17 protein-coding genes are annotated in these 22,371 nt (G+C 65.3%); 11 read left to right on the top strand and 6 right to left on the bottom strand.

Annotated elements, in window-relative coordinates:
* Positions 1 to 522 precede the first annotated feature (522 nt).
* From J1C56_RS12125 to J1C56_RS12105, 5 genes are all read left to right on the top strand, one after another.
* On the top strand, positions 523 to 1,359 hold the full coding sequence (locus J1C56_RS12125; protein ID WP_214389387.1) for a glycoside hydrolase family 16 protein: 837 nt from the start codon (positions 523 to 525) through the stop codon (positions 1,357 to 1,359).
* Positions 1,356 to 3,854 (top strand): lipopolysaccharide biosynthesis protein, encoded by a 2,499-nt coding sequence (locus tag J1C56_RS12120; protein WP_214389385.1) that lies wholly within the window; start codon positions 1,356 to 1,358, stop codon positions 3,852 to 3,854. Before J1C56_RS12125 ends, J1C56_RS12120 begins: the two co-directional genes overlap by 4 nt.
* A complete protein-coding gene (locus J1C56_RS12115; protein WP_214389383.1) occupies positions 3,851 to 5,746 on the top strand; it encodes a hypothetical protein in 1,896 nt (631 codons plus the stop codon). The genes J1C56_RS12120 and J1C56_RS12115 overlap by 4 nt, the downstream gene beginning before the upstream one ends.
* 161 nt (positions 5,747 to 5,907) lie before the next feature.
* Positions 5,908 to 8,088, top strand: a complete 2,181-nt coding sequence (locus tag J1C56_RS12110) for a tetratricopeptide repeat protein (protein ID WP_214389381.1) — start codon at positions 5,908 to 5,910, stop codon at positions 8,086 to 8,088.
* 38 nt (positions 8,089 to 8,126) lie between these two features.
* The gene (locus J1C56_RS12105; protein WP_214389379.1) at positions 8,127 to 10,469 is read left to right on the top strand and encodes an SEL1-like repeat protein; all 2,343 of its coding nucleotides are present in this window, start codon (positions 8,127 to 8,129) and stop codon (positions 10,467 to 10,469) included.
* A 21-nt stretch (positions 10,470 to 10,490) separates the two neighbouring features.
* Here J1C56_RS12105 and J1C56_RS12100 read toward each other — a convergent pair whose 3' ends face one another.
* Both J1C56_RS12100 and J1C56_RS12095 read right to left on the bottom strand, forming a co-directional pair.
* Positions 10,491 to 11,609, bottom strand: a complete 1,119-nt coding sequence (locus tag J1C56_RS12100) for a hypothetical protein (RefSeq protein WP_214389377.1) — start codon at positions 11,607 to 11,609, stop codon at positions 10,491 to 10,493.
* Between the two features lie 79 nt (positions 11,610 to 11,688).
* Positions 11,689 to 12,378: a N5-glutamine methyltransferase family protein gene (locus tag J1C56_RS12095; RefSeq protein ID WP_246591319.1), complete on the bottom strand. Its 690-nt coding sequence runs from the start codon at positions 12,376 to 12,378 to the stop codon at positions 11,689 to 11,691.
* A 284-nt stretch (positions 12,379 to 12,662) separates the two neighbouring features.
* Here J1C56_RS12095 and asnB point away from each other — a divergent pair, with 284 nt between their 5' ends.
* Genes asnB through nadE form a run of 4 tightly spaced genes read left to right on the top strand, consistent with a single transcriptional unit; the run spans position 12,663 to position 17,471 of the window.
* On the top strand, positions 12,663 to 14,606 hold the full coding sequence (asnB, locus tag J1C56_RS12090) for an asparagine synthase (glutamine-hydrolyzing) (protein WP_214389375.1): 1,944 nt from the start codon (positions 12,663 to 12,665) through the stop codon (positions 14,604 to 14,606).
* Positions 14,607 to 14,628: 22 nt separating this feature from the next.
* Positions 14,629 to 14,916 (top strand): acyl carrier protein, encoded by a 288-nt coding sequence (locus J1C56_RS12085; protein ID WP_214389373.1) that lies wholly within the window; start codon positions 14,629 to 14,631, stop codon positions 14,914 to 14,916.
* Between the two features lie 18 nt (positions 14,917 to 14,934).
* Positions 14,935 to 16,470, top strand: coding sequence for a class I adenylate-forming enzyme family protein (locus tag J1C56_RS12080; protein ID WP_214389371.1), 1,536 nt, complete (start codon positions 14,935 to 14,937; stop codon positions 16,468 to 16,470).
* Positions 16,467 to 17,471, top strand: a complete 1,005-nt coding sequence (nadE, locus tag J1C56_RS12075) for an NAD(+) synthase (protein ID WP_214389369.1) — start codon at positions 16,467 to 16,469, stop codon at positions 17,469 to 17,471. Before J1C56_RS12080 ends, nadE begins: the two co-directional genes overlap by 4 nt.
* A 22-nt stretch (positions 17,472 to 17,493) precedes the next feature.
* Here nadE and J1C56_RS12070 read toward each other — a convergent pair whose 3' ends face one another.
* The 3 genes from J1C56_RS12070 to J1C56_RS12060 form a co-directional block, all read right to left on the bottom strand.
* Positions 17,494 to 18,144, bottom strand: a complete 651-nt coding sequence (locus J1C56_RS12070) for an SH3 domain-containing protein (protein ID WP_214389367.1) — start codon at positions 18,142 to 18,144, stop codon at positions 17,494 to 17,496.
* A gap of 88 nt (positions 18,145 to 18,232) precedes the next feature.
* Positions 18,233 to 18,544 carry a MoaD/ThiS family protein gene (locus tag J1C56_RS12065; RefSeq protein ID WP_214389366.1) on the bottom strand — a complete coding sequence of 104 codons (312 nt, stop codon included), beginning with the start codon at positions 18,542 to 18,544 and terminating at the stop codon, positions 18,233 to 18,235.
* 17 nt (positions 18,545 to 18,561) lie between these two features.
* Positions 18,562 to 19,641 (bottom strand): WD40/YVTN/BNR-like repeat-containing protein, encoded by a 1,080-nt coding sequence (locus J1C56_RS12060; RefSeq protein WP_214389365.1) that lies wholly within the window; start codon positions 19,639 to 19,641, stop codon positions 18,562 to 18,564.
* Between the two features lie 305 nt (positions 19,642 to 19,946).
* Here J1C56_RS12060 and J1C56_RS12055 point away from each other — a divergent pair, with 305 nt between their 5' ends.
* The gene (locus J1C56_RS12055; protein ID WP_214389364.1) at positions 19,947 to 21,272 is read left to right on the top strand and encodes an NAD(P)H-dependent oxidoreductase; all 1,326 of its coding nucleotides are present in this window, start codon (positions 19,947 to 19,949) and stop codon (positions 21,270 to 21,272) included.
* A 96-nt stretch (positions 21,273 to 21,368) separates the two neighbouring features.
* Positions 21,369 to 21,803, top strand: coding sequence for a DUF1801 domain-containing protein (locus tag J1C56_RS12050; RefSeq protein WP_214389363.1), 435 nt, complete (start codon positions 21,369 to 21,371; stop codon positions 21,801 to 21,803).
* A gap of 13 nt (positions 21,804 to 21,816) precedes the next feature.
* On the opposite strand, the gene J1C56_RS12045 is transcribed toward J1C56_RS12050, so the two are convergent.
* Positions 21,817 to 22,356: an ATP-binding protein gene (locus tag J1C56_RS12045; RefSeq protein ID WP_214389362.1), complete on the bottom strand. Its 540-nt coding sequence runs from the start codon at positions 22,354 to 22,356 to the stop codon at positions 21,817 to 21,819.
* Positions 22,357 to 22,371: the final 15 nt, after the last annotated feature.

The raw sequence follows: 22,371 nt of genomic DNA, 5'->3' as shown, positions 1-22,371 counted from the left end.
TATGGTCCCGAAATCTGTCGGATCGGTGTCCGTCCGAAACCTCCCGCTTTCCACCTAATGTCGCAGATTTTGTGAGGTATCACTACCTTTGGTGTCGCGGCGTTGCTTTTCGAATCTGCGTTTGTTCAGAAATGGTTACCGCACTGCCGTAAAGATATTGTGTATCACAATTTTGTTATTGATGCGTGATGGAAAATTATCTCAACTAGGCAATTCAAAGTCTCAGCCACTTAAATAAAGCATTCCGGACAGATAGCCGCTATTTCAACAAGCAAGTCGACGTGTCCAGAATCCGGAGACATGATCTTGGATTTGAACCAGAGTGGGCCGTGTCATTTACCGAGGTAGGCAAAACAGCTTGACGGGACGTCGATCAACCGTCCTAGTTAACAGATCGTAAGCGACAGACTTCCGGGTAACCGGCAAATGCGCGCGAGCCGCCACTTTGCGGAACCACGCAGGCAACGGCCGGCAACCCTCTGTAGCGACGAGCCAGAGTAATCAGGCCTATCGGGTTGGTGCATGGGTAAGGGGTTGTGGGGTGCGGCGCTGGCGGGCGTCTGGTGGTTCGGGCATGCGAGCGCCTTGGCTCAAGGCATGGAGCCACCACTGATCAAGGGTCAATGGGAACGGATCTTCACCGAGGAGTTCGACCAGCCCAAGCTCGACCGCAACAAGTGGACCCGCTGCTACTGGTGGGACAAGGACGGCTGTACCAATCTCGCCAACAAGGAACTGCAGTGGTACATGCCCGACAACGTCAGCGTTGCCGATGGCGTTTTGCGCCTGACGGCCAGGCCGGAGACGGTGACCGGCCACGAAGGGCGAGCTTTCGACTTCACGTCTGGCATGGTGACCACGGGTCGCGACTATCTCGAGCGCGCAAAACCCGACCGGTTCGCCACCAAATACGGCTACTTCGAAATCCGCGCCAAGATCCCCAAGGGCAAGGGGCTGTGGCCGGCGATCTGGCTGCTGCCGTCGACGCAGGAGCCGCGCCCGGAAATCGACATCCTCGAAGTCCTGGGCCACGCGACCAATGTCTACGAGATGCACCTGCACTATCTCGACAAGAAGAAGGATTGGAAGAGCGAGGGCAAGAACGCCAAGACCGTCGACCTTTCCGCCGACTGGCATGCCTATGGCCTGGAATGGAGCAAGGATGCCGTCGTCTGGTACCTCGATGGCAAGGAGATGTGGCGCTACACCAAGCCCGAGGGCATCTCGCAGGAGCCGATGTACCTGCTCATCAACCTCGCCGTCGGCGGCAACTGGCCCGGTTCGCCTGACGCCAAGACCAAGTTTCCGGCCGATTTCCTGATCGACTATGTTCGCGTCTGGCGGCGTGCCGGGCCATGACCGCGCACCCGCCCACCCTGCGGCACCGTGAGCCCGCGGCGGCAAAAGCGGGGGCAGGGCGCGGCAGCGGCTGGCGGTCGCTCATTCCCTCGGCGCTGATTGGGTCGTCGCTGATGCGCAACGGCTACGCGCTGATCGCCAACAGCGGCCTGAGTGCGGTGCTGGGGCTGGCGTTCTGGTTCCTGGCCGCGCGCTACTGTTCGCAGGAGGCGATCGGCCTTGGCGGCGCGATCACGGCCACCATCGTCAACCTTTCCAATGCAGCGCAGCTCAATTTCGGCAATCTGCTCGTCCGCTTCGTGCCGACGGCTGGCGGACGCGCAGGGCGGCTGATCCTGTTTGCCTATGCCACGTCCTTCATCGCCTCGGTGGTCGTCGCCGCCGTCTTCCTGCTGGTCGTCGGCGCCTTCATGCCCAAGCTCGACGTGCTGACCGAGAGTGCGGGCGTCATATTGTGGTTCGTGGCGACAGTCGCGGTCTGGTCGGTGTTCGCGCTGCAGGACAGTGCGCTTTCGGGCTTGCGGCAGTCCATCTGGGTGCCGGTCTCGAAGACCATCTACCAGCTGGTCAAGATCGCCATGCTGATCCCGCTGGCACTCGCCGGGCTCGGATGGGAAGCCATTGCGCTGTCCTGGACAGCGCCTGTGCTGGTCTTCGTCGTCGCCGTCAACCTGTTGATTTTCAAGCGTCTCGTTCCGATCGCGCAGGCTGGAACCGGGCATGCTCAGCTGATCGACCGCCGCGCCATGGCGCGCTTCTTCGGCTGGGATTACATCGGCTCGGTGTCGATGATGGTGGCCTGGACGGCGACACCGCTGGTCGTGCTCAATCTCGTCGGTGCCGCCGAAAGCGCCAGCTTCTTCGTGGCCTGGACGATTTTCACGTCGCTGTATTACGTCGGCAGTTCGATGGGCCTTTCGCTGCTGGCCGAAGGCGCAAGCGACGCCGGCCGGCTGCGCTCGCTGGCGGCGGATGCGGCTGTTATGTCCGTCCTGCCGTTGCTCGGCCTCGTCGTGCTGATGCTGGTGTTCGCCCATCCGGTCATGTCGGTGTTCGGCGCCGCCTATGCCACCGAAGGCGCATCGATCCTCAGGGTATTCACGCTTGCCAGCGTCGTTTCAGCGGTCCTGTCCATCTACCTGTCGATCGCCCGTACCAAGGGCTGGATGCGTTCGGTGGCGGCTGCCGAATTCGCCACGCTCGTCATCGCGCTCGGCGCCGGTGCCCTTTTGGTGCGCAGCGAAGGGCCGATCGGCATGGCGCATGCCTGGCTGCTGGCGATGCTGGTGGTGACCTTTGGTGTCGGTGCGCTCGCGCTTGTCACCAGCCGGCGTCACAGCATGCATGACTGGGGTCTTGCGGTTGCCGCTTCGCTGAAGACGCTCTCGGCCCAGTTCATGCCATTCGGCCGCAAGCAGGGGATTGCTGTTCCGGATGACGCCGAGCTTCGGCCGCTTCTGGCGATGACGGGAAGTTCCGCCGCCTCGGGCTGGCATGCGCTGAAATCCGAACACGGACCCGAAGGAACAGAAATCGTCTATCTCGGTGACCTGGTGCTGGACGATGCGGCGAGGCATGAGCCGGTCCGGTCGCAAGGCACCTATGCCGTTCTCCGCAGTTCGCGCGATCCGGTCGCAGCCGCCTATCTCGAGCGCCTGATCGACAATCTCGACCTGCTACGGGCAGATACGCGTCTCAAGGCACTGTGGCCGATGCTGCCGACAAGGCTGGCCGTTACCCGCGTCGACGGCGCGGTCGACTGCATCGAGACCATAGCGCCGGGGACGGACGGTCGCGTGCTGTTGCGCAGCGCCTCCGAGCGGCAGGCGGGCCTCGAAGCCGCAGCCAACGCCGCCGCCACGTTGCACGGCCAGACCTCGGCCATGCGCACCATCGATGAAGTCTGGTTTCAGCAATGGGTCGAGCGCCCGGCGGCAAAGCTCGCGCATCTCGGCGGATCGACGATGTCGGCCACGACAAGACGGCGGGCAATTGACAGTTTCGTTGCCCAGCAGCGCCGCTACTGGCTTGGCCGGAAGGTGCGCCTCGGCTGGTGCCACGGCGACCTGCTGCCGCAGAGCCTGAACTTCGCTGCCACAGATGCGGCAGGGGATGGCGACGGGGTCCGGCTAACCTGCCTGCTGGAATGGGGCAACGCGCGCTCCAACGCGCCATCGGGCTTCGACGGCTGCGTCCTGGCGATTGCCATGCGCATGATGGTTGGCGCCGAGCCGCTCGGCGCGGTCGTTGCCGACCTGCTGTGGACGTCGCAATGGCGCGACGACGAACGGCAATGGCTGGGCATCGGGCCTGACGGGACGGATGACTGGAGCGGCAATGGCGCGGCGGTCCGTGCCATGGTCGGCCTCGTCTGGCTGCATCAGGTCAGCGGGCGGGCAAGGAGCCCTGCGCAGGCAGGTGTCGGCCGGCTCTGGATTGCGTCGAACGTCGATCGTGTTCTCAGGATCGTCTCCACCGATGGAGGCGCGATATGAATGTGATGACGAGGGAAGCCAGCCTCGCATTGTCGCCGGCGTTGCGGTTGCCGCCTTTGGCCAGGGATAGCCGCGCCTCGACAGTGTCGTTCGCCCTGTCGTTGACCTGCCTTTGCCTGGCTTTTGCCTTGTGGCTGGTCGTCCTTTTCATCACCGATCCCGCCGGTGTCGACGACTATGGCCTGATCTCGGTCCTGCCCGGCATCATCTGGGCGGCCTATGCGGCCGTTGGCCTGGGTTTCGCCTTCAGCCTGAAGCGCGGCGTCTGCGAGACCCGCATGCCGCTCCTGATGATCGTCATGCTGGTGCTGTTACTTCATGGCACGTCGGCCATCGTCTACGACGAATTGCGTTACGCCTGGGCCTGGAAGCATGTCGGTGTCGTCGACTACGTCCAGCGGCACGGCCAGATCGACCCGAAGGCACCCTTCCTCGCCGCCTACGCCAATTGGCCCGGCCTGTTCGTCGTCAGCGCCGCGATCGCCAACCTGTTCGACATCAAGCCGATCCAGCTTGCCGAAATCGCACGCTTTTCGCCGCCCGCGCTCAACCTGCTCTATGTGCTGGTGCTGCCACAGATCTATCGCCGCTTCACCGCCGACCCGCGGCTGGTCTGGGGCGGGGTGTGGGTGTTCGTCATCGGCAACTGGATCGGCCAGGATTACTTTTCGCCGCAGGGCGTCGCGTTCCTGTTCTACCTCATGCTGATCGCGCTTTGCGTCGGCCCTCTCAGGATCTCGCCCGCCTGGGCCGATCCCTGTGGGCGTGGCCTTTCCAGGCTTTGCGGCCGCTACTTCGCCTTCGTCTCGCGCGGCCAGCCGCCGGCCACGCTGGCTATCCAGTCATATGTCCGTGTCGCCGCCTCGGTGGCGGCCATGGCGCTGATCGTGATGATCACCGCGACACACCCGCTGACGCCGATCGTCGTGCTCATGGCCCTTGGCGGTCTTTGGGTTATCGGCCAGCTGAGCCTCGGCTACCTCGTCTTTGCCGGCCTCGTCGAAGTTGCGTGGCTTCTATTTTACGCTGACGGCTACATGGCGTCGATCCTGCCTGAACTGGTCCAGCGCTTTGGCGACACCTCAAACGAAATCAGCGAGCGCCTGGTGGACACCTCGATCGTCAGTGAGGGGCAGGTGGTGGTGTCCTGGGCGTCGCGGGCGCTGACCGGTGCGGTCGCTTTGGCAGCCGTCTTGGGTGGCCTGCGCAGGCTTGTTGCGGGATATCGCGACGGGCCGGCCATCGTGCTGACGCTGGCGCCTGCGTTCATGGTCGTTGCCACATCCTATGGCGGCGAGATCGTGTTCCGCGTCTATCTGTTCGCGCTGCCGTTCCTGGCCTTCTTTGCCGCCGCATTGTTCTTCCCGTGGTCGGGTACGCAACGCGACGCCATCGCGCGCTTTGCGATCGGCCTGTTCGGCGCAGCACTCTCCGTCGCCTTCGTTCTCGCCAACAATGGCAAGGACCGCCAGTACACCTTCTCACAAGCGGAAGTGCAGGCGTCCGAATGGCTCTACCGCAACGCACCGGCCGGTTCGGTCCTTGTCGAGGGCGCGCCCAACTATCCCGAGCAGTTCATGAACTACGAAAACTTCACCTATGTGCCGATCTCCAACGAGAGCAGGCAATCCATAGCGGCGGTTCTCGCCGATCCTGCTGCCGAGCTCGGGGACTGGTTGCGGGCCGTGCCGGCAGGCTCGGCCTTCATCATCATCACGCGCAGCCAGAAGGCCTATATCGACGATCTCGGGGTGATGCCGAAGGGCTCGCTCGACGCAATCGAGAAGGCCTTGCGCGACTCGGCGCGGTTCCGGCTGGTGCGCGCAACAGCCGATGCCAGCGTTTTCGCACCCAACGACCAGGGGATCGGCATGGGCGAGTGGATCGAGTGATGCGCGCGCCGAACCATAGGGATGAAACGGACGGACACGTCGGAGGATACGGCTTCGTGAACGGCGCCGTTGAAGAATACTCTTGCCGGAAAAATGCAATAACTGTTTCATATTAGCAGCGGCGCATCCTGGATGCGCCGCGCTGTTGGGAGCTTGGGCCCATGCGTATCGGCTGGTTGTTGGTTGCCAGCGCTGTTGTGTCGGGAATAGCTGAAGCCAGTCCCGCCGGACAGGCTCCAACGTCGCCGGCGCTGGGCCTTGCGTCCCCGGCCGAACCCCACGCCATCCAGGCTACCAAATCCAAGGCGGATGCCCGCGATGGTTTCACGCAGGCGCTTGCGGCGTCGTACATCGCCCTGGGCGACCTCTACCGCGACGGCAAGACGACGGCTGCCGCGGCCGAAGCGGCGCTCGCCTATTATCGCGGCCTGGACAATCCCGGCCGACCCGCCGCGATCTACGCGGTCATCTCGCCGTCGGACCTGATCGGCGTCGTCAAGGACGCGCCGGCCGACCCCTTCGCGGCATCCGAGCTTTACCTGCAGGCGGCGAGCATGGGCAGCTCGGAAGCCTTGATGCGGCTTGGCGACCTGTACCGCGAGGGCAGGGTCGTTGCCGCCGACCCGAAGCGGGCCTACCTGTTCTACGACCAGGCCGCCAAGGCCGGCAACGCCGACGGCAAGCTGCGTGTCGGCGAGATGCTGGCGCGTGGGCAAGGCGTCGCCCGCGACACCGGCAAGGGCCTGGCGATGATCGGCGCGCTCGCCGATGCCGGCAACCCCGAGGCGCTGGTGCTGCTTGGCGACCTGTACCGGCCCGGCGGCCAGGGCATGGTCGCGATGGAGCCGGAAAAGGCGCTCGACTATTACCGCAAGGCAGCCGATCTCGGCTATGACATGGCCAAGCTGCGTGTCGGCGAGATGATCGCCATCGGGCAAGGGGCGACGCAGGACGTCCAAGCCGGGCTGGCGATGATCGAGGAGGTGGTGGCGCGCACGCGCAACCCCGCCGGGCTCGTCCTGCTCGGTTCGCTCTACAGCCGCGCCGATGGCGGCGTCATCGCGATCGATCTCGGCAAGGCCTTCGGCTATTTCCGCCGTGCCGCCGACAGCGGTGACGAGACCGGCATCCTGCGCACCGGCGAAATGCTGGCGCGGGGTCGCGGCACCAGCCAATCCTACCAGGCCGGGCGGGCGATGCTGACCGGTCTTGCCGACCACGGCGACACCTTCGCGCTGATCGCGCTCGGCGACCTGCTCAGCGATGCGGCGGTCGCCCCCGTCGACCTTCCCGCTGCCGTCACATCCTACGAAAAGGCCGCGTCGCTCGGTCACAGCGATGCGCTGGTCAGGCTCGGCGACCTTTACAGCCGCAACGGCGCGATTGCTTCCGATCCACCCAAGGCCTTCGCCTACTACGTCAGGGCGTCGCAGGCCGGCAATCTGGCCGGCAAGCTGCGCGTCGGCGAAATGACGGTTCTCGGGCAGGGCACCGATCGCAACGTCGCCGCCGGCCTTGCCCAGATGAATTCGCTCGCCGACGACGGCGACGCGGACGCGATGAACCTGCTCGGCGGGCTCTATCAGCGCGGTATCGGCGGGCTGCTGCCGGCCAATCCGGCAACGGCGTTCGGCTATTACAGCAAATCCGCCGATGCCGGCAGCGTCATGGGAGCGGTGCACGCCGGCGAGATGATGGTGCGTGGCCAGGGCACTGCCAGGGACGTCGCGGGCGGCCTGCGGCTGGTCAAGGCCGTAGCCGACGCCGGCAACAGCGATGCGCTGATGTCGTTCGCGGCGCTGATCGGCGATGGCTCGACGGGCAAGGTCGACGCGTCGGGGGCAGTGCTGGCTTATGAGAAGGCAGCAGCACTGGGACGCCCGGACGCGCTTGTGCGCATCGGCGACATCTATCGGCTTGGCGGCACGATACCGGCCGACCCTGCCAAGGCGTTCGATTATTACCGCCGGGCCAGCATGGCCGGCGACGAGACCGGCAGGCTGCGCCAGGGCGAGATGACCGCACGGGGCGAAGGCACGCGCCAGGACATTCCGGCGGGTCTCGAGCTTGTCAGGCAGGTCGGCATATCAGGCGACCCCTATGCCTATGTCGTGCTTGGCGACCTCCATCTGTCCGGTGCGGTGGGACCGGTCGACGGTGATGCCGCCGTCGCTGCCTACGAAAATGCAGCCCGGCAGGGTCGCGCCGATGCCCTGCTCAGGCTCGGCGACGTCTATCGCGACGGCAAGGGCGTTCCGGCCGACGGCGGCAAGGCGGCGGAATATTACCTGAAGGCGGTCGACGCGGAGAACCCGGCAGCAGGAGAAAATGTACAGAACTGAACGGCGTCGCTTGGCCGACGGCTGTTAAGGAGTTGGCATTGTCGCGTATCTGCCATGTGGCGCTGATGACGGTGTTCGTCGCACTCTCGGCGGGCACCGCCATGTCGGCGGAAACTGCGCCCGAGGCAGGCGCGTCGTCGACATCGGGCGGAGCCACCTCGGAGCGCGCCGTCAACGCCGATGCGTTGCTGCGGCTCGGCGATCTCTACAGCAATGCCGGCAACGCCAACCGCGATCCGGCGAAGGCGTTCGACTACTACCGCCAGGCGGCGGAGGCCGGCAGCGCCATAGCACGGTTGCGGGTCGGCGAAATGCGCGTGCTGGGCGAAGGCACCGAACGGGATATCACCGCCGGCCTGTCGGCCATCGAGGAGGTGGCATCGGCCGGCGATGGTGCAGCGCTCGCCTCGCTTGGCGGTCTCTATAGTCACGCCGACAGCCAGGCGATCCCGCTCGACCTGCCGCGGGCCTACGATTATTACCGCCGCGCTGCCGCGGCGGGCAACGAAACAGGCATCCTGCGCAGCGGCGAGATGCTGGCGCGCGGGCAGGGCATCGCCAGGGACCGGGAGGCCGGGCTAGCGCTGGTGCGCTCGCTTGCCGATCGCGGCAACATGCACGCGCTCGTTTCGCTCGGCGACCTGATGAACGACGCCGATGCCGGTGCGTTGGACGCGGAGCAGGCGGAAACAGCTTATGCCAAGGCGGCGGCTCTCGGACATGCCGACGCCTTGCTGCGGCTTGCCGATCTCTACGGCAGTGGACGCGCCGGCAAGCCCGATTACGTCAAGGCTTTCGAGTTCTACGACAAGGCTGCGCAGGCTGGACAACAATTCGGCAAGCTGCGCGTCGCCGAACTGACGTTCCGTGGCCAGGGCACCCGCCAGGACGTCGAAGGCGGGCTGGCCTCGATCAAGAGCCTCGCCGATGCGGGCGACGCCGAAGCGTTGACGTTCCTTGGCGATGTCTACAGCGGCGTGGTGCAGTCGCCGGTGGCGACCGATGCCGGCGCTGGCCTTGACTACTACAAGCGCGCCGCCGAGGCGGGCAACACGCGCGCCGCCTTGCGGGCAGGCGAGATGACGGCGCATGGGTTGGGCACCTTGCGCGACGTTTCGGGCGGGCGCGACATCGTCCGGCGGTTCGCCGATGCCGGCAACCCGCAGGCGCTGATCAGCCTTGGCGACCTTTTGCGTGAACCGGAGTCGGGCGACGTCGATGGCGATGCGGCTGTCGCGGCCTACGAGCGCGCTGTGAGCCTCAATGAGGTCGAGGCGCTGGTGCGGCTCGGCGACTTCTATAGCGACGGCATGACGGTCGCCGTGGACCTGCCCAAGGCGCTCGGCTACTACCGCCAGGCCGCAGGGCTCGGCGACGTCATCGGGGCCGTCCGTGCCGGCGCAATGGTGGCGCGCGGGCAGGGCACAGCGCAAGACATTGCCACAGGCCGGGCCATGGTCAAGGCTGCGACCGAGAGCGGCGAAGCCGAGGCGCATGTCGTGATGGGCGACCTGCTGAGCCGGGGTGATGGCGGCCCACCCGACGTCCAGGCCGCAATGCGCGAATATGCGGAGGCTGCCTCGCTCGGACGGACGCAAGGGCTGATCAGGCTCGGCGACCTCTTTCGGGAAGGCAAGCTGTTGCAGAGCAACGGCAAGAGAGCCGCCGGCTACTATCGCCAGGCGGCGGAGGCGGGCGATCCCTACGGCCTGCTCATCCTGGGGTCTGCTCTGTCGGAGAGCCTGCTGCGCAATGCCGGCAAGCCGGCCGATGGGGTCGCAGCCTTGCGCCAGGCCGAAGCGACCGGGCTGGACGATGCCGTCATCCCGCTGGCCGATGCCATGCTCTACGGCATGGGCACCAAGCGCGACGCCAAGGCAGCGGTGGCGCTGCTCGAACAGGCCGCGGGCAGCGGCAACGTCGCGGCGGCCCGGCACCTGATCAGCTACTATCGCGACGGCCGCCGCTATGGCCGAACGACCTTCATCAAGGCCGATCCGAAACGCGCCGAGCAACTGATCGCGGGCGTGTCGCCGTGGCTGTCGCGTGGCGACCGCCTTGTCGAGGAAATGCTGTTTGCTGCCGCAGGCTCCGGCCGCCAGAACTACCAGTCGATCGCCGCGCGCATGCACGAACTCTCTGCGGAACAGCGCCAGTCGCTGATCCGCATGATGCGAACCACCCATCCGAACGGCTACATCTACCTGGCACAGCAGCAGCTCAAGCAGGCCGGCTTCTACAAAGGACCCGTCACCGGCGTCCTCAGCGGCACGACCACGCGTGCCGTCAATCGCTACTGCGCGGAAAAGTCGGTGCCGAATGCCTGCCGCTTCGGGCCAATGAGCAGCCAGGCCGGCGACGTCCTGTCCTACGCATTCTAGTTCAGGCCGACCACCCAGCCGTCAGTCGAAGTGGTCGCCGAAGATCCGGCTCCAATGCTCCCCAACCAGCCCGTTGAAAAAGCCGTTGCCGGCCTGGAATTGCCGCACGAGTTCGGGATCGCGGGAATGCACGACCGTCGAGTTGACGTTGATGAAGATGATCCGCCTACCGAGCATTGCTTCCAGCAATGCCGGCTGGGTTCTGCCCCTGATCCCGGCGAGGCCTGCAGCGGCGGCATGGTTGATCAGGCAGTCGATCACGGCACCTGCCTGGCCGGGCAACGCCAGGACCTGCAGGACGTGGCCGATGTCGCCGGGCCGGCCAAAATAGACAAAGGCCCCGATGACGGCCCCGGTGCGCGCAGCCACCGTGCAGCGGAAAATTTCGCCATAGTCCTTTTTGGTCGAGGCATCCGACATGACGCGGGACAGCACCTGCTCGTCCCAATCCGGATGAATGGCGAAGCGCGAGGTGAATTTGCCGAGCAATCCGGCGAAGCCGTCGGCATCGATGTCCGAAACCGTATAGCGGCCTTGCGATGCCGTCGCATCGCCGGCGCCGAACCAGCGTGAAAATTCGCCGCCGCTGCGGCGAAGGCCGAGGCAGGCATCGACGGCGCGGGCCAACGGGGCACCAAAGCGCGCAACGGGCAGCCGTTGCCTGGCGCCGGCAACCGCAAAGGCAGCCGGCTTGAACACCTTGATCCAGTCGAGGCTGTATTGCGGCAGGATCGAACCGCGCAGCGTCGTCCACATGCTGGCGGTGACGTCGCTCGCCGTCTCGCTGAACGAAAGATCCTGCGGGCCGGCGAGAAACGCCTTGAGCAGCCTTGCGCCTGACAGGTCGTTGCGCTGGTCCTCGTCGACCATCAGCGAGCCACAGATCGAGGCATTCAGCTTCTTGTCGTTGAAGCGCATGGGCAGCGAGGTGACGCCGATGAAGCCCGATATCTGGCCGTCGTCGGCGACATGGACAAGCGACGGCGATCCAGCCGTGCCATCCGTGGAGTCGAGATAGAGCCGCTGGAGGTAGCCGGGAAGGGAGGCGGGCGTGGGCGTGCGGCGCTTGCGCAGCACACGCTGGAACATGTCTGCGACGACCGCGAGATCGGCGGCCTGCAATGGACGAATTTCAGGCATCGGGCGAAGCCTCGGTCATGTCACGGCAGCAATGGATTAGGTGGGAAACATCTAGGAAGGGTGAAGTTCGAACTCCCGGTCACGCGGGGTCGAGTTTGCGGACGATGGCCACGCGCGGTGTCTTGGCGCCGTCGGCGACGAATTCCGCCGGCGCGTAGGCGCGTGCCCTGGCAAGCAGCGCCGCCACCTGGCGGTCCTGGCCTTCGCCGAATTCGAAGGCCAGCCACCCGCCCGGCTTCAGAAATGCCGCCGCATCGCGGATGAGCCGCTGGTGGATGGACAGGCCATAGGGTCCGCCGTCGAATGCCTCCCTGGGTTCGGATGCAAGCAACTCGCTGCGGTCGCCTTCCAGGCGGGCCGACGATATGTAGGGCGGATTGCAGACCACGAGGTCCATGGATCCGGCGAGATCGAGCCCGTCGAACGCGCCGAACAGATCGCCCTGGGCGATCGTCACCCGGTCGGCAACGCCGAGACGGTCGGCATTTCGGCGGGCGGTGGCGACGGTGCTGTCGGTCAGGTCGGCGCTCCACACCCGCGCGCCCGGCACCTTGCTGGCGATCGCCAGTCCGAGATTGCCGGAACCGCAACACATGTCGATCACCCTGATATCAGGCTCGCGGCCGTTGAGGATGCCGATCGCGGCACGGCCGAGAATTTCTGTTTCCTCGCGCGGGACAAGCACGTCGGGCCCCAGTTCGAGCTCGATGTCCATGAACCTGTGCAGCGCTATTCCCGATTTGCCGCCGCTGTTCTCAACGATATGCATTGTTGCCCTCGCCAAGTCCCTTGCCCTGCCCATGACAACCCTAGTGCCTTGGATCGTCAACCGGGCAATGCTTCTGTCAGGCACGATTGTCATCAACATGACTTGTTCATACAAGTCATTACGCAAAGAACCTCATATCGATATCTACTATCGTATCTCTGGCCGCGAAACCGAAGACTATCGGCTTTGTGATGTGTTTTGATATCGGAAGTGTGCTTTCCTGCCATTGGTTAACCTGCGCTAAACACGTGCGCTCGTCGCACTAGCGGAACAGAGTCCAGCGTATGTGTGGTTTTGTCGGGTATCTCGGAGGTGTCGAGCCGGCGGCAGCTGAAATGCTGCTGCGGCGGATGACCGGCAGCATCGCCCACAGAGGCCCCGACGAGCAAGGCATCTTCGTCGCGCCATCGGCGGGCCTTGGCCATGCGCGCCTGTCGGTCGTTGGGCTTGGCGATGGACAGCAGCCGATGGCCAGCGCCTCGGGCGATCTCCACATCGCCTTCAACGGCGAGATATTCAACTATGTCGAGTTGCGCGACGAATTGAAGGCGCGGGGCCGCCGGTTCCGCACCGGCAGTGATACCGAGGTGATCCTGCATCTCTACGAGGAGATGGGCCCGGACTGCGTCGACGTGATGAATGGCGACTTCGCCTTTGCCATCTGGGACGCGCCGCGGCAGCGCATGTTCCTGGCTCGCGACCGGATGGGGGTGCGGCCGCTGTTCTACACCGAGGTGCGCGGTACCTTGTTTTTTGCTTCCGAGGTCAAGGCGTTTGCCAAGGTGCCGGGCTTCACCGCCGAACTCGACGAAATCGCGCTCGACCAGATATTCACGCTGTGGGCGCCGATCGCGCCGCGCACCGCTTTCAAGAACGTCTACGAGCTCGAACCCGCACACATCATGATCGCCGACAAAGGCGGGCTCGTCACGCGTCCCTACTGGCAGCTCGATTTCCCCGACGCCGAAACGCACCGCGCTCCGCGCGACGAAAAGGCGGCGGCGGAAGAACTCAGGGCGCTGCTCACCGATGCAACGCGCATCCGCATGCGCGCCGACGTGACCGTCGGCTCCTATCTCTCGGGCGGCCTCGATTCATCGATCGTCTCGGCGCTGGCAGCGCCGATGGCCGCTGGCGGGCTGCGCACCTTCTCGGTGACCTTCGACAGTGCCGAGCATGACGAAAGCGAATTCCAGGAAGAGATGGCCCTTGCCATCGGCTCGCACCACAGCGCGGTGAATGTCGGCCCCGGCGACATCGCTTCGATCTTCCCCGAGGTGATCAACGCCACCGAGCGCCCGGTCATTCGCACCGCACCAGCGCCGCTCTACCAGCTTTCCGGGCTTGTCCGCGCCAAGGGCATCAAGGTGGTGCTGACCGGCGAGGGCGCCGACGAGGTCTTCGCCGGCTACGACATCTTCAAGGAAACGCTGGTGCGGCGCTTCTGCGACCGCCAGCCCGGCTCGACCAGCCGGCCGCACCTGTTCCGCAAGCTCTATCCCTACCTGCCTGGGCTGCAGAAACAGTCGGCCGCCTATCTCGCCGCCTTCTTCGGTGCCGGCAAGGACAGCCTCGACGATCCGCTCTATTCGCACCGTCCGCGCATGCGCAACACCGCCGCGGCAAAGCTGTTCTTCTCAGGGGACCTGCGCGCGAAGCTCGCATCCTACGATGCCGCCGCGGAACTCGCCTCGCGGCTACCCGAGCGTTTCGCCCGCTGGCACCCGCTGCATCAGGCGCAATATCTCGAAAGCCGCTTTTTGCTGCCCGGCTATATCCTGTCGAGCCAGGGCGACCGCATGGCCATGGCGCACGGCATCGAAGGGCGCTTCCCGTTCCTCGACCATCGGCTGGTCGAGTTTGCAAGCCGGCTGCCGCCCGGCATGAAGCTCAAGGGGCTGGTCGAAAAGCACATATTGCGCGAGGCGACCAAGGACCTGCTGCCACCATCGATCGGCCAGCGCGTCAAGCAGCCCTACCGCGCCCCGGATTCGCAATCCTTCGTCGGTGCCAGCGAGCCGGTGTGGCTGCGCGAGGCGATGAGCGCCGAGGCGATCGCCGATTCAGGATTCTTCGACGTTTCAACGGTAAGGAAGCTGACCGAAAAGTGCCGGCAGCAAGCCGTATCGGGCTTCCGGGACAACGCCGCCTTCGTCGGCATCCTGTCGACGCAGCTGTGGAACCGGTCATTCGCCGGATCGAGGTCCGACGTTACCGAGGCTGCCTGACAATGGACCAAAAGGAGAGAGCATGACGCAGCAGATCAAGGACACGGTCAAAGCCTTCATCATCGACAACTTCCTGTTCGGGGACACGTCCTACGCACTGGCCGACGACGTTTCGCTGATCGAAAGCGGCGTGATCGACTCCACCGGCGTGCTCGAGCTGGTGACCTATATCGAGGACCAGTTCGGGCTTGAGATGGCGGATTCCGACATCGTTCCGGCCAATCTCGACTCGCTGGTGCGGATCGCCGCCTTCATCGAGGCCAAGCAGGCAGCGGCGCAGCCGATCAAGCAGGCAGCTGGCGCCGCCTGAGGCGCCTGGGAGGGGGCAATGCGACTGGAGCAATTCTTGCGCGACAGTGCACGGTTGCGGGGCGACAAGACCGCACTGATTGCCCGCGACGTGCGCCTGACCTATGCCGAGCTCGACAGCATGTCGGACCGGCTGGCAGCTAGGCTCGGCGATCTCGGCGTCGGCCGTGGCGATCGCGTGCTGGTCTTCATGGACAATTGCTGGGAAGCCGCGGTGTCGGTGTTTGCCATTGCCAAGGCCGGCGCCGTCTTCAGTCCGATCAACCCGTCGACCAAGGCTGACAAGCTCGATTTCATCATCGGCAACTGCCGCGCGCGCGCCGTGCTGACCCAGGCGCGGCTGCTGCCCGTCGTCACCGAGGCCAATGACGGCGGCGAGCTGATCGTCGTGTCGACCTCGGCCGGCGGCAAGTCAGCAGAAGGTGCCGTCTCGTTCGAAGAATGCCTGCAGGGCAGTGCGGAACCGCCACGTCATGGCGGCATCGATGTCGACCTTGCCATGCTGATCTACACCTCGGGTTCGACCGGCCGGCCCAAGGGCGTGATGATGACCCACCGCAACATCGAGGCGGCTGCCAGCTCGATCACCACCTATCTCGAAAACACAGCGGACGACATCATCCTCAACGTCCTGCCGCTGGCCTTCGACTACGGCCTCTACCAGCTGATCATGTCGGTCAAGATGGGCGCCACGCTGGTGCTCGAAAAGTCGTTTTCCTTCCCGCAGGCGATCTTCGACGTCATCCGCGCCGAGAACGTCACCGGCTTCCCGCTGGTACCGACAATGGCGGCGCTGATCCTGCAGATGCGCGACATCAAGCCGGGCTTCCTGCCCAGCCTGCGTTACGTCACCAACACGGCGGCCGCGCTGCCGCCGGCGCATATCGCCAGGCTGCGCGAACTGTTCACCGGGGTCCGCCTCTATTCCATGTACGGCCTGACCGAGTGCAAGCGCTGCACCTATTTGCCGCCGGCGGAACTCGACCGGCGCCCCGGCTCGGTCGGCATCGCCATCCCCAACACCGAAGCCTTCGTTGTCGACGACTTCGGCCAGCCGGTGCCGCCCGACACGCCGGGCGAGCTGGTCATCCGCGGGCCCCACGTCATGCAGGGCTACTGGGAGAACTCGGAAGCCACCAACCGCATGCTGCGCCCGGGCTTCAACCCCTGGGAAAAGCTGCTCTACACCGGCGACCTGTTCCGCCGCGACGCCGAGGGTTTCCTCTATTTCGTCGGGCGCAAGGACGACATCATCAAGACGCGCGGCGAAAAAGTCGCGCCCAAGGAGGTCGAGGCCGTTCTGCACGCCTGCCCCGGCGTCGCCGAGGCGGTGGTGATCGGCGTGCCCGATCCCATCCTCGGCCATGCCATCGGCGCATTGATCGTGCTGTCCGATCCCAACCTCAGCCAGCGTGAAATCCTCCGCCACTGCCAGGCCCATCTCGAGGACTTCATGGTGCCCAAGATCATCGAGTTCCGATCCGAATTGCCCAGGACCGACACCGGCAAGGTCAGCCGGCGTCTCGCCGCCGAATCCATGGAGCCGACGCAATGAACATGCCACTGGCGCAAACCGGCAGTTTCGGCGCGGCGACGCTGACGATCGATCCTGAAACCGAGGCCGCGAGGATATCAGCCGCCTTGCGCAGCCAGCTGACGGGCACGCTGCGCCGGCGCGGGCTGGTGCTCGGCCTGTCGGGTGGCGTCGATTCGAGCGTGAGTGCTGCTCTTGCCGTACGCGCGGTCGGCGCCAAGAATGTCTTTGCCCTGTTCATGCCGGAGGACGATTCCGACCCGGAGAGCCTGCAGCTCGGGCGGCTCGTCGCCGAAACCTTCGGCATATCGGCGGTCATCGAGAACATCGGCCCGACGCTCAAGGCGATGGGCTGCTATGAGCGCCGCGACGCCTTCATCCGCGAGCTCGTGCCTGAATACGGTGCCGGCTGGGCGTGCAAGATCGTGATTGCCAACGCGCTGACCAACGAGGGCGGCTACAACATCTCGTCCTTGGTGGTGCAGGACCCCGAGGGCAAGCAGACCAAGCTGCGCATGCCGCCGCATGTCTATCTCGGCATCGTCGCCTCCACCAACATGAAGCAGCGCACCCGCAAGCAGGTCGAGTATTTCCACGCCGACCGGCTCAACTATGCCGTCATCGGCACGCCGAACCGGCTGGAATACGACCAGGGCTTCTTCGTCAAGAACGGCGACGGTGCCGCCGACGTCAAGCCGATCGCCCATCTCTACAAGTCGCAGGTCTACCAGCTCGCCGCCCATCTCGGCGTGCCCGAGGAAATCCGCCGGCGGCCGCCGACGACCGATACCTATTCGCTGCAGCAGACGCAGGAGGAGTTTTATTTCTCCTTGCCTTACGACCGCATGGACCTGTGCCTTTACGGGCTCAACAACGGCATTGCGGCCGAAGAGGTCGGCCGTGCTTCGGGGCTGACCGCCGAGCAGGTCGGACGCGTGTGGACCGACATTGCCTCCAAGCGCAAGACCACGCGCTACCTGCACAGCGGGCCGTTGCTGGTCGATCCCGTTTCCGAGATCTGAGCCGGCGCCGGCTTCGGGCGGATCATTCCGGCCTGAGGAAGCGGCCGTTGACCCAGCCTTCCTGGCCGCGATAGCGCACCTTGCACCAGCTCTGGCCGTCCTGGCAGCCGAGATTGCGCAGGCCGTTGGCGTCGAACGGAATTTCGGCGACGACGAAGCCGCGCGGCGACGGGCTTTCCCGGAGATTGAGCACGTCGTTGGCAGCGACGCCGACGACACGCCACGAACGTGGGCCGGGTGCCGGGTCCGGCCCTGGTGCCGGGCCGGGGCCTTCGCCGCGTCCGGCGATGCGGACGTCGAGCGAAAACGGTGCCGGCCGGTTGCGGCGCGCCTCGGCGCGAACCAGGTAAATCTGGATGGTGTAGACGCCGGAGGCGGGCAGGCGGCCGTCCCACTGCGTTTCCTCGCGGGCGATGGCGCGGCCGCGCGGGTCGAGTACGTTGAAGTAGAGGAAGGTGTTGCGCGAATTGAGGTCGAGGCTCATGCGCTGGCCGGCCCGCGCCTCGAGCCGGTAGGAGGCGCTGATCCTGCCGATGACGATGCCGCGCACCGTCGTCTGCGTCGCGCCGGGGCGCATGCGCAGCGTCTCCACGCGCTCCTGCGCCACCGCCACCTCGGGCAAAACAGGTGCAAATGCCAGCATCGTTGCAAGAAGAAGGCCAATTTTCCGCATCTGATAACCCCTTGTGGTCAATCCCGGGGGGATACTAGCCGATGCCCTGGCGCTGCGGAATCGATTTTCGGAAGGCGCCCGACCCGGACTAGCCGCCGCTGATGGCGGTGAGCACGAAGACCTCGACGCCGGGCCTGAGACGCGTCTTCAGCGTGGCGCGCTCGCCTTCGACGAAGACATTCATATGCTTGCGGATTGCGGGGCGGCTGTCACAGATGCGGTCGCGCATGCCCGGCCAAAGCCTGTCGAGTTCGTCGACCATGTCGCGGACAGTCGCAGCCGGCACCTCGACGCGCCTGACGGCGCCGGGAAACAGGTCGACCAGCACGCCGGGTAGTCGCACCACGATGGTGGCTAGCGACGAGGCTGGCCTGGCTCCGGGGGAAGGGGTGTTGTCCACTGTCGCTACCCGCGCCGTCAGTCGACGACGAGCGTTTCGACAGACAGGATCGTCGGCAGGTGCTGGGCGACGCTGACCCAGCTTTCGCCCTCGTCGGGACTGGCGAACAGGGCGCCGGAGCTGGTGCCGAAGTAGACGCCGGCGGGGTCCAGCCGATCGGTCGCCATCGCCTGGCGCAGCACGCCGATATAGGCGTTCTCCTGCGGCAGGCCGTTGCGCATCGCCTGCCACTCGCGGCCGCCGCTGCGGGTTCGCCAGACAGCCGCCTTGGCGTCGGGCACGTAGCGGCCGGCCGAGTCGCCGTTGAGCGGCACCAGATACAGCGTCTCGGGATCGCGCGGATGGGCCGCCGCCGGGAAGCCGAACGTGGAGGGCAGGCCCTTTTCAATGCTGACCCAGCGCTTGCCGCCGTCGTCGGAACGATACATGCCGCAATGGTTCTGCTGGTAGAGCCGGTCGGGCATGCCGGGCGCCATGACCAGATTGTGCACGCACTGGCCGAATTCGGGATAATTCTCGCCCTCGGGCATGAAATCGGCGCGGGTGCCGAGATTGCGCGGCTCCCAGGTCGCGCCGCCATCGGAGGTGTAGAACACCCCTGCCGCCGAAATGCCGATCCAGATGCGGTCGTGGTCATCGGGATCGAGCACCAGCGAATGCAGGATCAGGCCGGCGCCGCCGGGATTCCAGTGCGGCCGGGACGGGTGCTGCTGCAGCCCGTTTATGTGCTGCCAGCTCTGGCCGGCGTCGTCGCTGCGGAACAGGCCCGCCGGCTGGACGCCGGCATAAAGGCTGCCATTGCCCTTGGCCAGGCTCCACACCGCCTTGATAGGCTCCTCGCCCTCGGCATAAGCGAGCCCTTCCGACGAATGGGTCCAGGTCTCGCCAAGGTCTGTCGATTTCCACACCGCCGGGCCGAACCATTCGTTGCCGCCGGCACCCCAGATCGTGCCTGTCTTGGGGTCGGCGACGACATGGTTCATCGGCCATGTCTCGCAGAATGGGCCGCGCAGCTTCCAGCTCTTTCGTGCCGCGTCGCTCTCGGCGATGAAGGCGCCTTTCTTGGTGCCCAGCAGGACAAGGACTTTCTCAGCCATGGTGTTCCTCCCACGCTGCCCGATCTTCAGAAACTAAATCTGGATCGGCGGCCAAGTTTTTCAAACAGCTCGCGTTCCCGTGCCCGCCGCGCGTTGTTTTGGCGTCTCGGCTGCCTGTGCAGCACTGTCGGGCATTGTTGCGGCGCATGTTATCGGCAAAGCCAGATACCGAACAGCCAATGTCCGTGATCTACTGACAAAACGGCCTGCGGCACTGGCCGACATTCGAGTTGACAGGGCGCCATAATTCAATACCCGTCGCGCTCTAGGCTAGTTACGTTCGCGTATTCGGGAGGAACCATCGGATGACCATCAACGTCGCACCAGTCGGCTTGGCGCGGGACCTCGTGGAGCGGCAGAAGTCGGGCAAGCCGATCCGCATCGGGCTGATCGGCTCGGGCGAGATGGGCACCGATATCGTGGCGCGGGTGGCGCACATGCCCGGCATCGAGGTCGGCGCGATCTCCGAGCTCAACCTGCCCAATGCCCATCGCGCCGTCGACATCGCCTACCAGGAAAAGGGCCATGCCCGTGAGGTGTCGAGCGGTTCGGCGCTGAGCGAGGCCATCGAGGCCGGCAAGGTCGCCGTCACCAACGATGCCGACCTGATCCTCAACAGCGGCCTGATCGACGTCGTCATCGACGCGACCGGCGTGCCCGCTGTCGGTGCCGAGATCGGCCTGCGCGCCATGGAGCATGGCAAGCACCTGGTGATGATGAATGTCGAGGCGGACGTCACCATCGGTGCCTACTTGAAGTCCGAGGCCGACCGGCTCGGCGTCACCTATTCGCTCGGCGCCGGCGACGAGCCGTCGTCATGCATGGAGCTGATCGAGTTCGTCTCGGCGATGGGCCACACCATCGTCGCCGCCGGCAAGGGCAAGAACAACCCGCTCAACATCGATGCGGTGCCGCACGACTATGCCGAGGAAGCTCAGCGCCGCAACATGAACGTGCGCATGCTCGTCGAGTTCGTCGACGGCTCCAAGACCATGGTCGAGATGGCGGCGATCGCCAACGCCACCGGGCTCGTGCCCGACAAGGCCGGCATGCACGGCCCGGCCGCGACCTTGCCCGAGCTCAACAAGGTTCTCGTTCCCGAAAAGGACGGCGGCGTGCTGACCAAGGTCGGCGTCGTCGACTATTCGATCGGCAAGGGGGTGGCGCCGGGCGTCTTCGTCATCGCCGACATGTCGCATCCGCGCATCCGCGAGCGCATGGAAGACCTGAAGATGGGCCATGGCCCGTATTTCACCTTCCACCGGCCCTATCATCTGACCTCGCTCGAGGTGCCGCTGACCTGCGCGCGTGTCGTGCTCTACGGCAAGGCCGACATGGTGCCGCTGGCCAAGCCTGTGGCCGACGTCTGCGCGGTGGCCAAGAAGGACATGCAGCCGGGCGAGACGCTCGATGCCATCGGCGAATATTGCTACCGCGCCTGGATCATGACCGTGGGCGAGGCACGTGCGGCGAAAGCCATCCCATGTGGCCTGCTGCAAGGCGGTGTCGTCACCGCGCCGATCAGGAAGGGCGAACTCATCACCACCGCCAATGCCGCCGTCGCCGCGGGCTCCAAGATCGCAGAACTGAGAGCACGACAGGACCGGCTGGTGTATGGAGCGGAGGCATAGGACAACAAGCTCGCCGACGGGCGAGTGAAGCTGAGTTGCGGGACGCGGGCGTTGGCGGACGCTCGGCTCGCCCAAAACGATCATGGAAATGAGGAGATGACCATGGACAGCAAGAGCAGCTCAGGCGAAGGCGCGACGCCATCGCAACTGATCGATGCGCGGATCAAGGAACTGGGCGACTGGCGCGGCGAGACACTCGCTCAGGTCCGCGCCCTGATCAAGCAGGCCGCCCCCGAGGTGGTCGAGGAGTGGAAGTGGCGCGGCGTTCCCGTCTGGGAACACGCCGGCATCATCTGCACTGGAGAGACCTACAAGAGCGTGGTCAAGCTGACCTTCGCCAAGGGTGCTTCGCTCGACGACCCGTCAGGCCTGTTCAACTCCAGCCTCGACGGCAACACCAGGCGCGCCATCGACATTCACGAGGGCGAAAAGATCAACGAGGACGCGTTGAAAGCGCTCATCGGCGCCGCCGTGGCGCTCAACATGTCGGTTGTCGCGGCGCGCGCGCAGAAGCGGCCGAAGCGCGCCTGAGCATTCGCGTCGGTCACGGCGCCAGGCGAAATGCTCCACTCCGGACCGCCTCGCTGACCATGCCCAGCGTTTCCTCGCGGCTCTGGGCCCCCGTCGTAACGACATTCCGTTCGAGAGGTCCCAGCGATGACAGCTGCCGATGGAGCGCTGCGATCGTGTCGGCATCGGTCAACGTGTCGCCGCCGCGTTCCTGGCAGCGTTGGATGGCGACATCGACGGGAGGGCGCAGGACGACGTAGTGCAGCGGTGCCGCGATCTTCCTGAACGGTTCCAGGAACCACGGCCCGACAATGCCGTCCACGATGACGAAAAAGCGGCCGCGGGCGTAACGTTCGGCGGCATTTGCCAGTACGTCCACGACGACCGCGTTCTGCTCATGGGCTTCGGGCCGATAGGGTCCGATCGCGCCATGCTTGATGAAATGCCAGAAGTCGTCGGAATGCAGGTGGACCTTCGCGGATCCGGGCTCGTTGGCGAGCGCCCGCGCCGTCGTTGTCTTCCCGGAACCCGGCGGCCCGGTCAGGATCAGCACTTCACCTGCGCAATTGAACATGCGTGCCGATAGCTC

This window comes from Aminobacter anthyllidis (assembly GCF_018555685.1).
GTDB lineage: Bacteria > Pseudomonadota > Alphaproteobacteria > Rhizobiales > Rhizobiaceae > Aminobacter > Aminobacter anthyllidis.
The sequence above is the reverse complement of the archived record's forward strand: the minus strand, read 5'-3'. Positions and strand labels throughout refer to the sequence as shown.

Coding starts and splice junctions, on each gene's coding strand:
- J1C56_RS12125 (WP_214389387.1), top strand. CDS start 523: ATGGGTAAGGGGTTGTGGGGTGCGGCGCTGGCGGGCGTCTGGTGGTTC.
- J1C56_RS12120 (WP_214389385.1), top strand. CDS start 1,356: ATGACCGCGCACCCGCCCACCCTGCGGCACCGTGAGCCCGCGGCGGCA.
- J1C56_RS12115 (WP_214389383.1), top strand. CDS start 3,851: ATGAATGTGATGACGAGGGAAGCCAGCCTCGCATTGTCGCCGGCGTTG.
- J1C56_RS12110 (WP_214389381.1), top strand. CDS start 5,908: ATGCGTATCGGCTGGTTGTTGGTTGCCAGCGCTGTTGTGTCGGGAATA.
- J1C56_RS12100 (WP_214389377.1), bottom strand. CDS start 11,609: ATGCCTGAAATTCGTCCATTGCAGGCCGCCGATCTCGCGGTCGTCGCA.
- J1C56_RS12095 (WP_246591319.1), bottom strand. CDS start 12,378: ATGCATATCGTTGAGAACAGCGGCGGCAAATCGGGAATAGCGCTGCAC.
- asnB (WP_214389375.1), top strand. CDS start 12,663: ATGTGTGGTTTTGTCGGGTATCTCGGAGGTGTCGAGCCGGCGGCAGCT.
- J1C56_RS12085 (WP_214389373.1), top strand. CDS start 14,629: ATGACGCAGCAGATCAAGGACACGGTCAAAGCCTTCATCATCGACAAC.
- J1C56_RS12080 (WP_214389371.1), top strand. CDS start 14,935: ATGCGACTGGAGCAATTCTTGCGCGACAGTGCACGGTTGCGGGGCGAC.
- nadE (WP_214389369.1), top strand. CDS start 16,467: ATGAACATGCCACTGGCGCAAACCGGCAGTTTCGGCGCGGCGACGCTG.
- J1C56_RS12070 (WP_214389367.1), bottom strand. CDS start 18,144: ATGCGGAAAATTGGCCTTCTTCTTGCAACGATGCTGGCATTTGCACCT.
- J1C56_RS12060 (WP_214389365.1), bottom strand. CDS start 19,641: ATGGCTGAGAAAGTCCTTGTCCTGCTGGGCACCAAGAAAGGCGCCTTC.
- J1C56_RS12055 (WP_214389364.1), top strand. CDS start 19,947: ATGACCATCAACGTCGCACCAGTCGGCTTGGCGCGGGACCTCGTGGAG.
- J1C56_RS12050 (WP_214389363.1), top strand. CDS start 21,369: ATGACCATGGACAGCAAGAGCAGCTCAGGCGAAGGCGCGACGCCATCG.
- J1C56_RS12045 (WP_214389362.1), bottom strand. CDS start 22,356: ATGTTCAATTGCGCAGGTGAAGTGCTGATCCTGACCGGGCCGCCGGGT.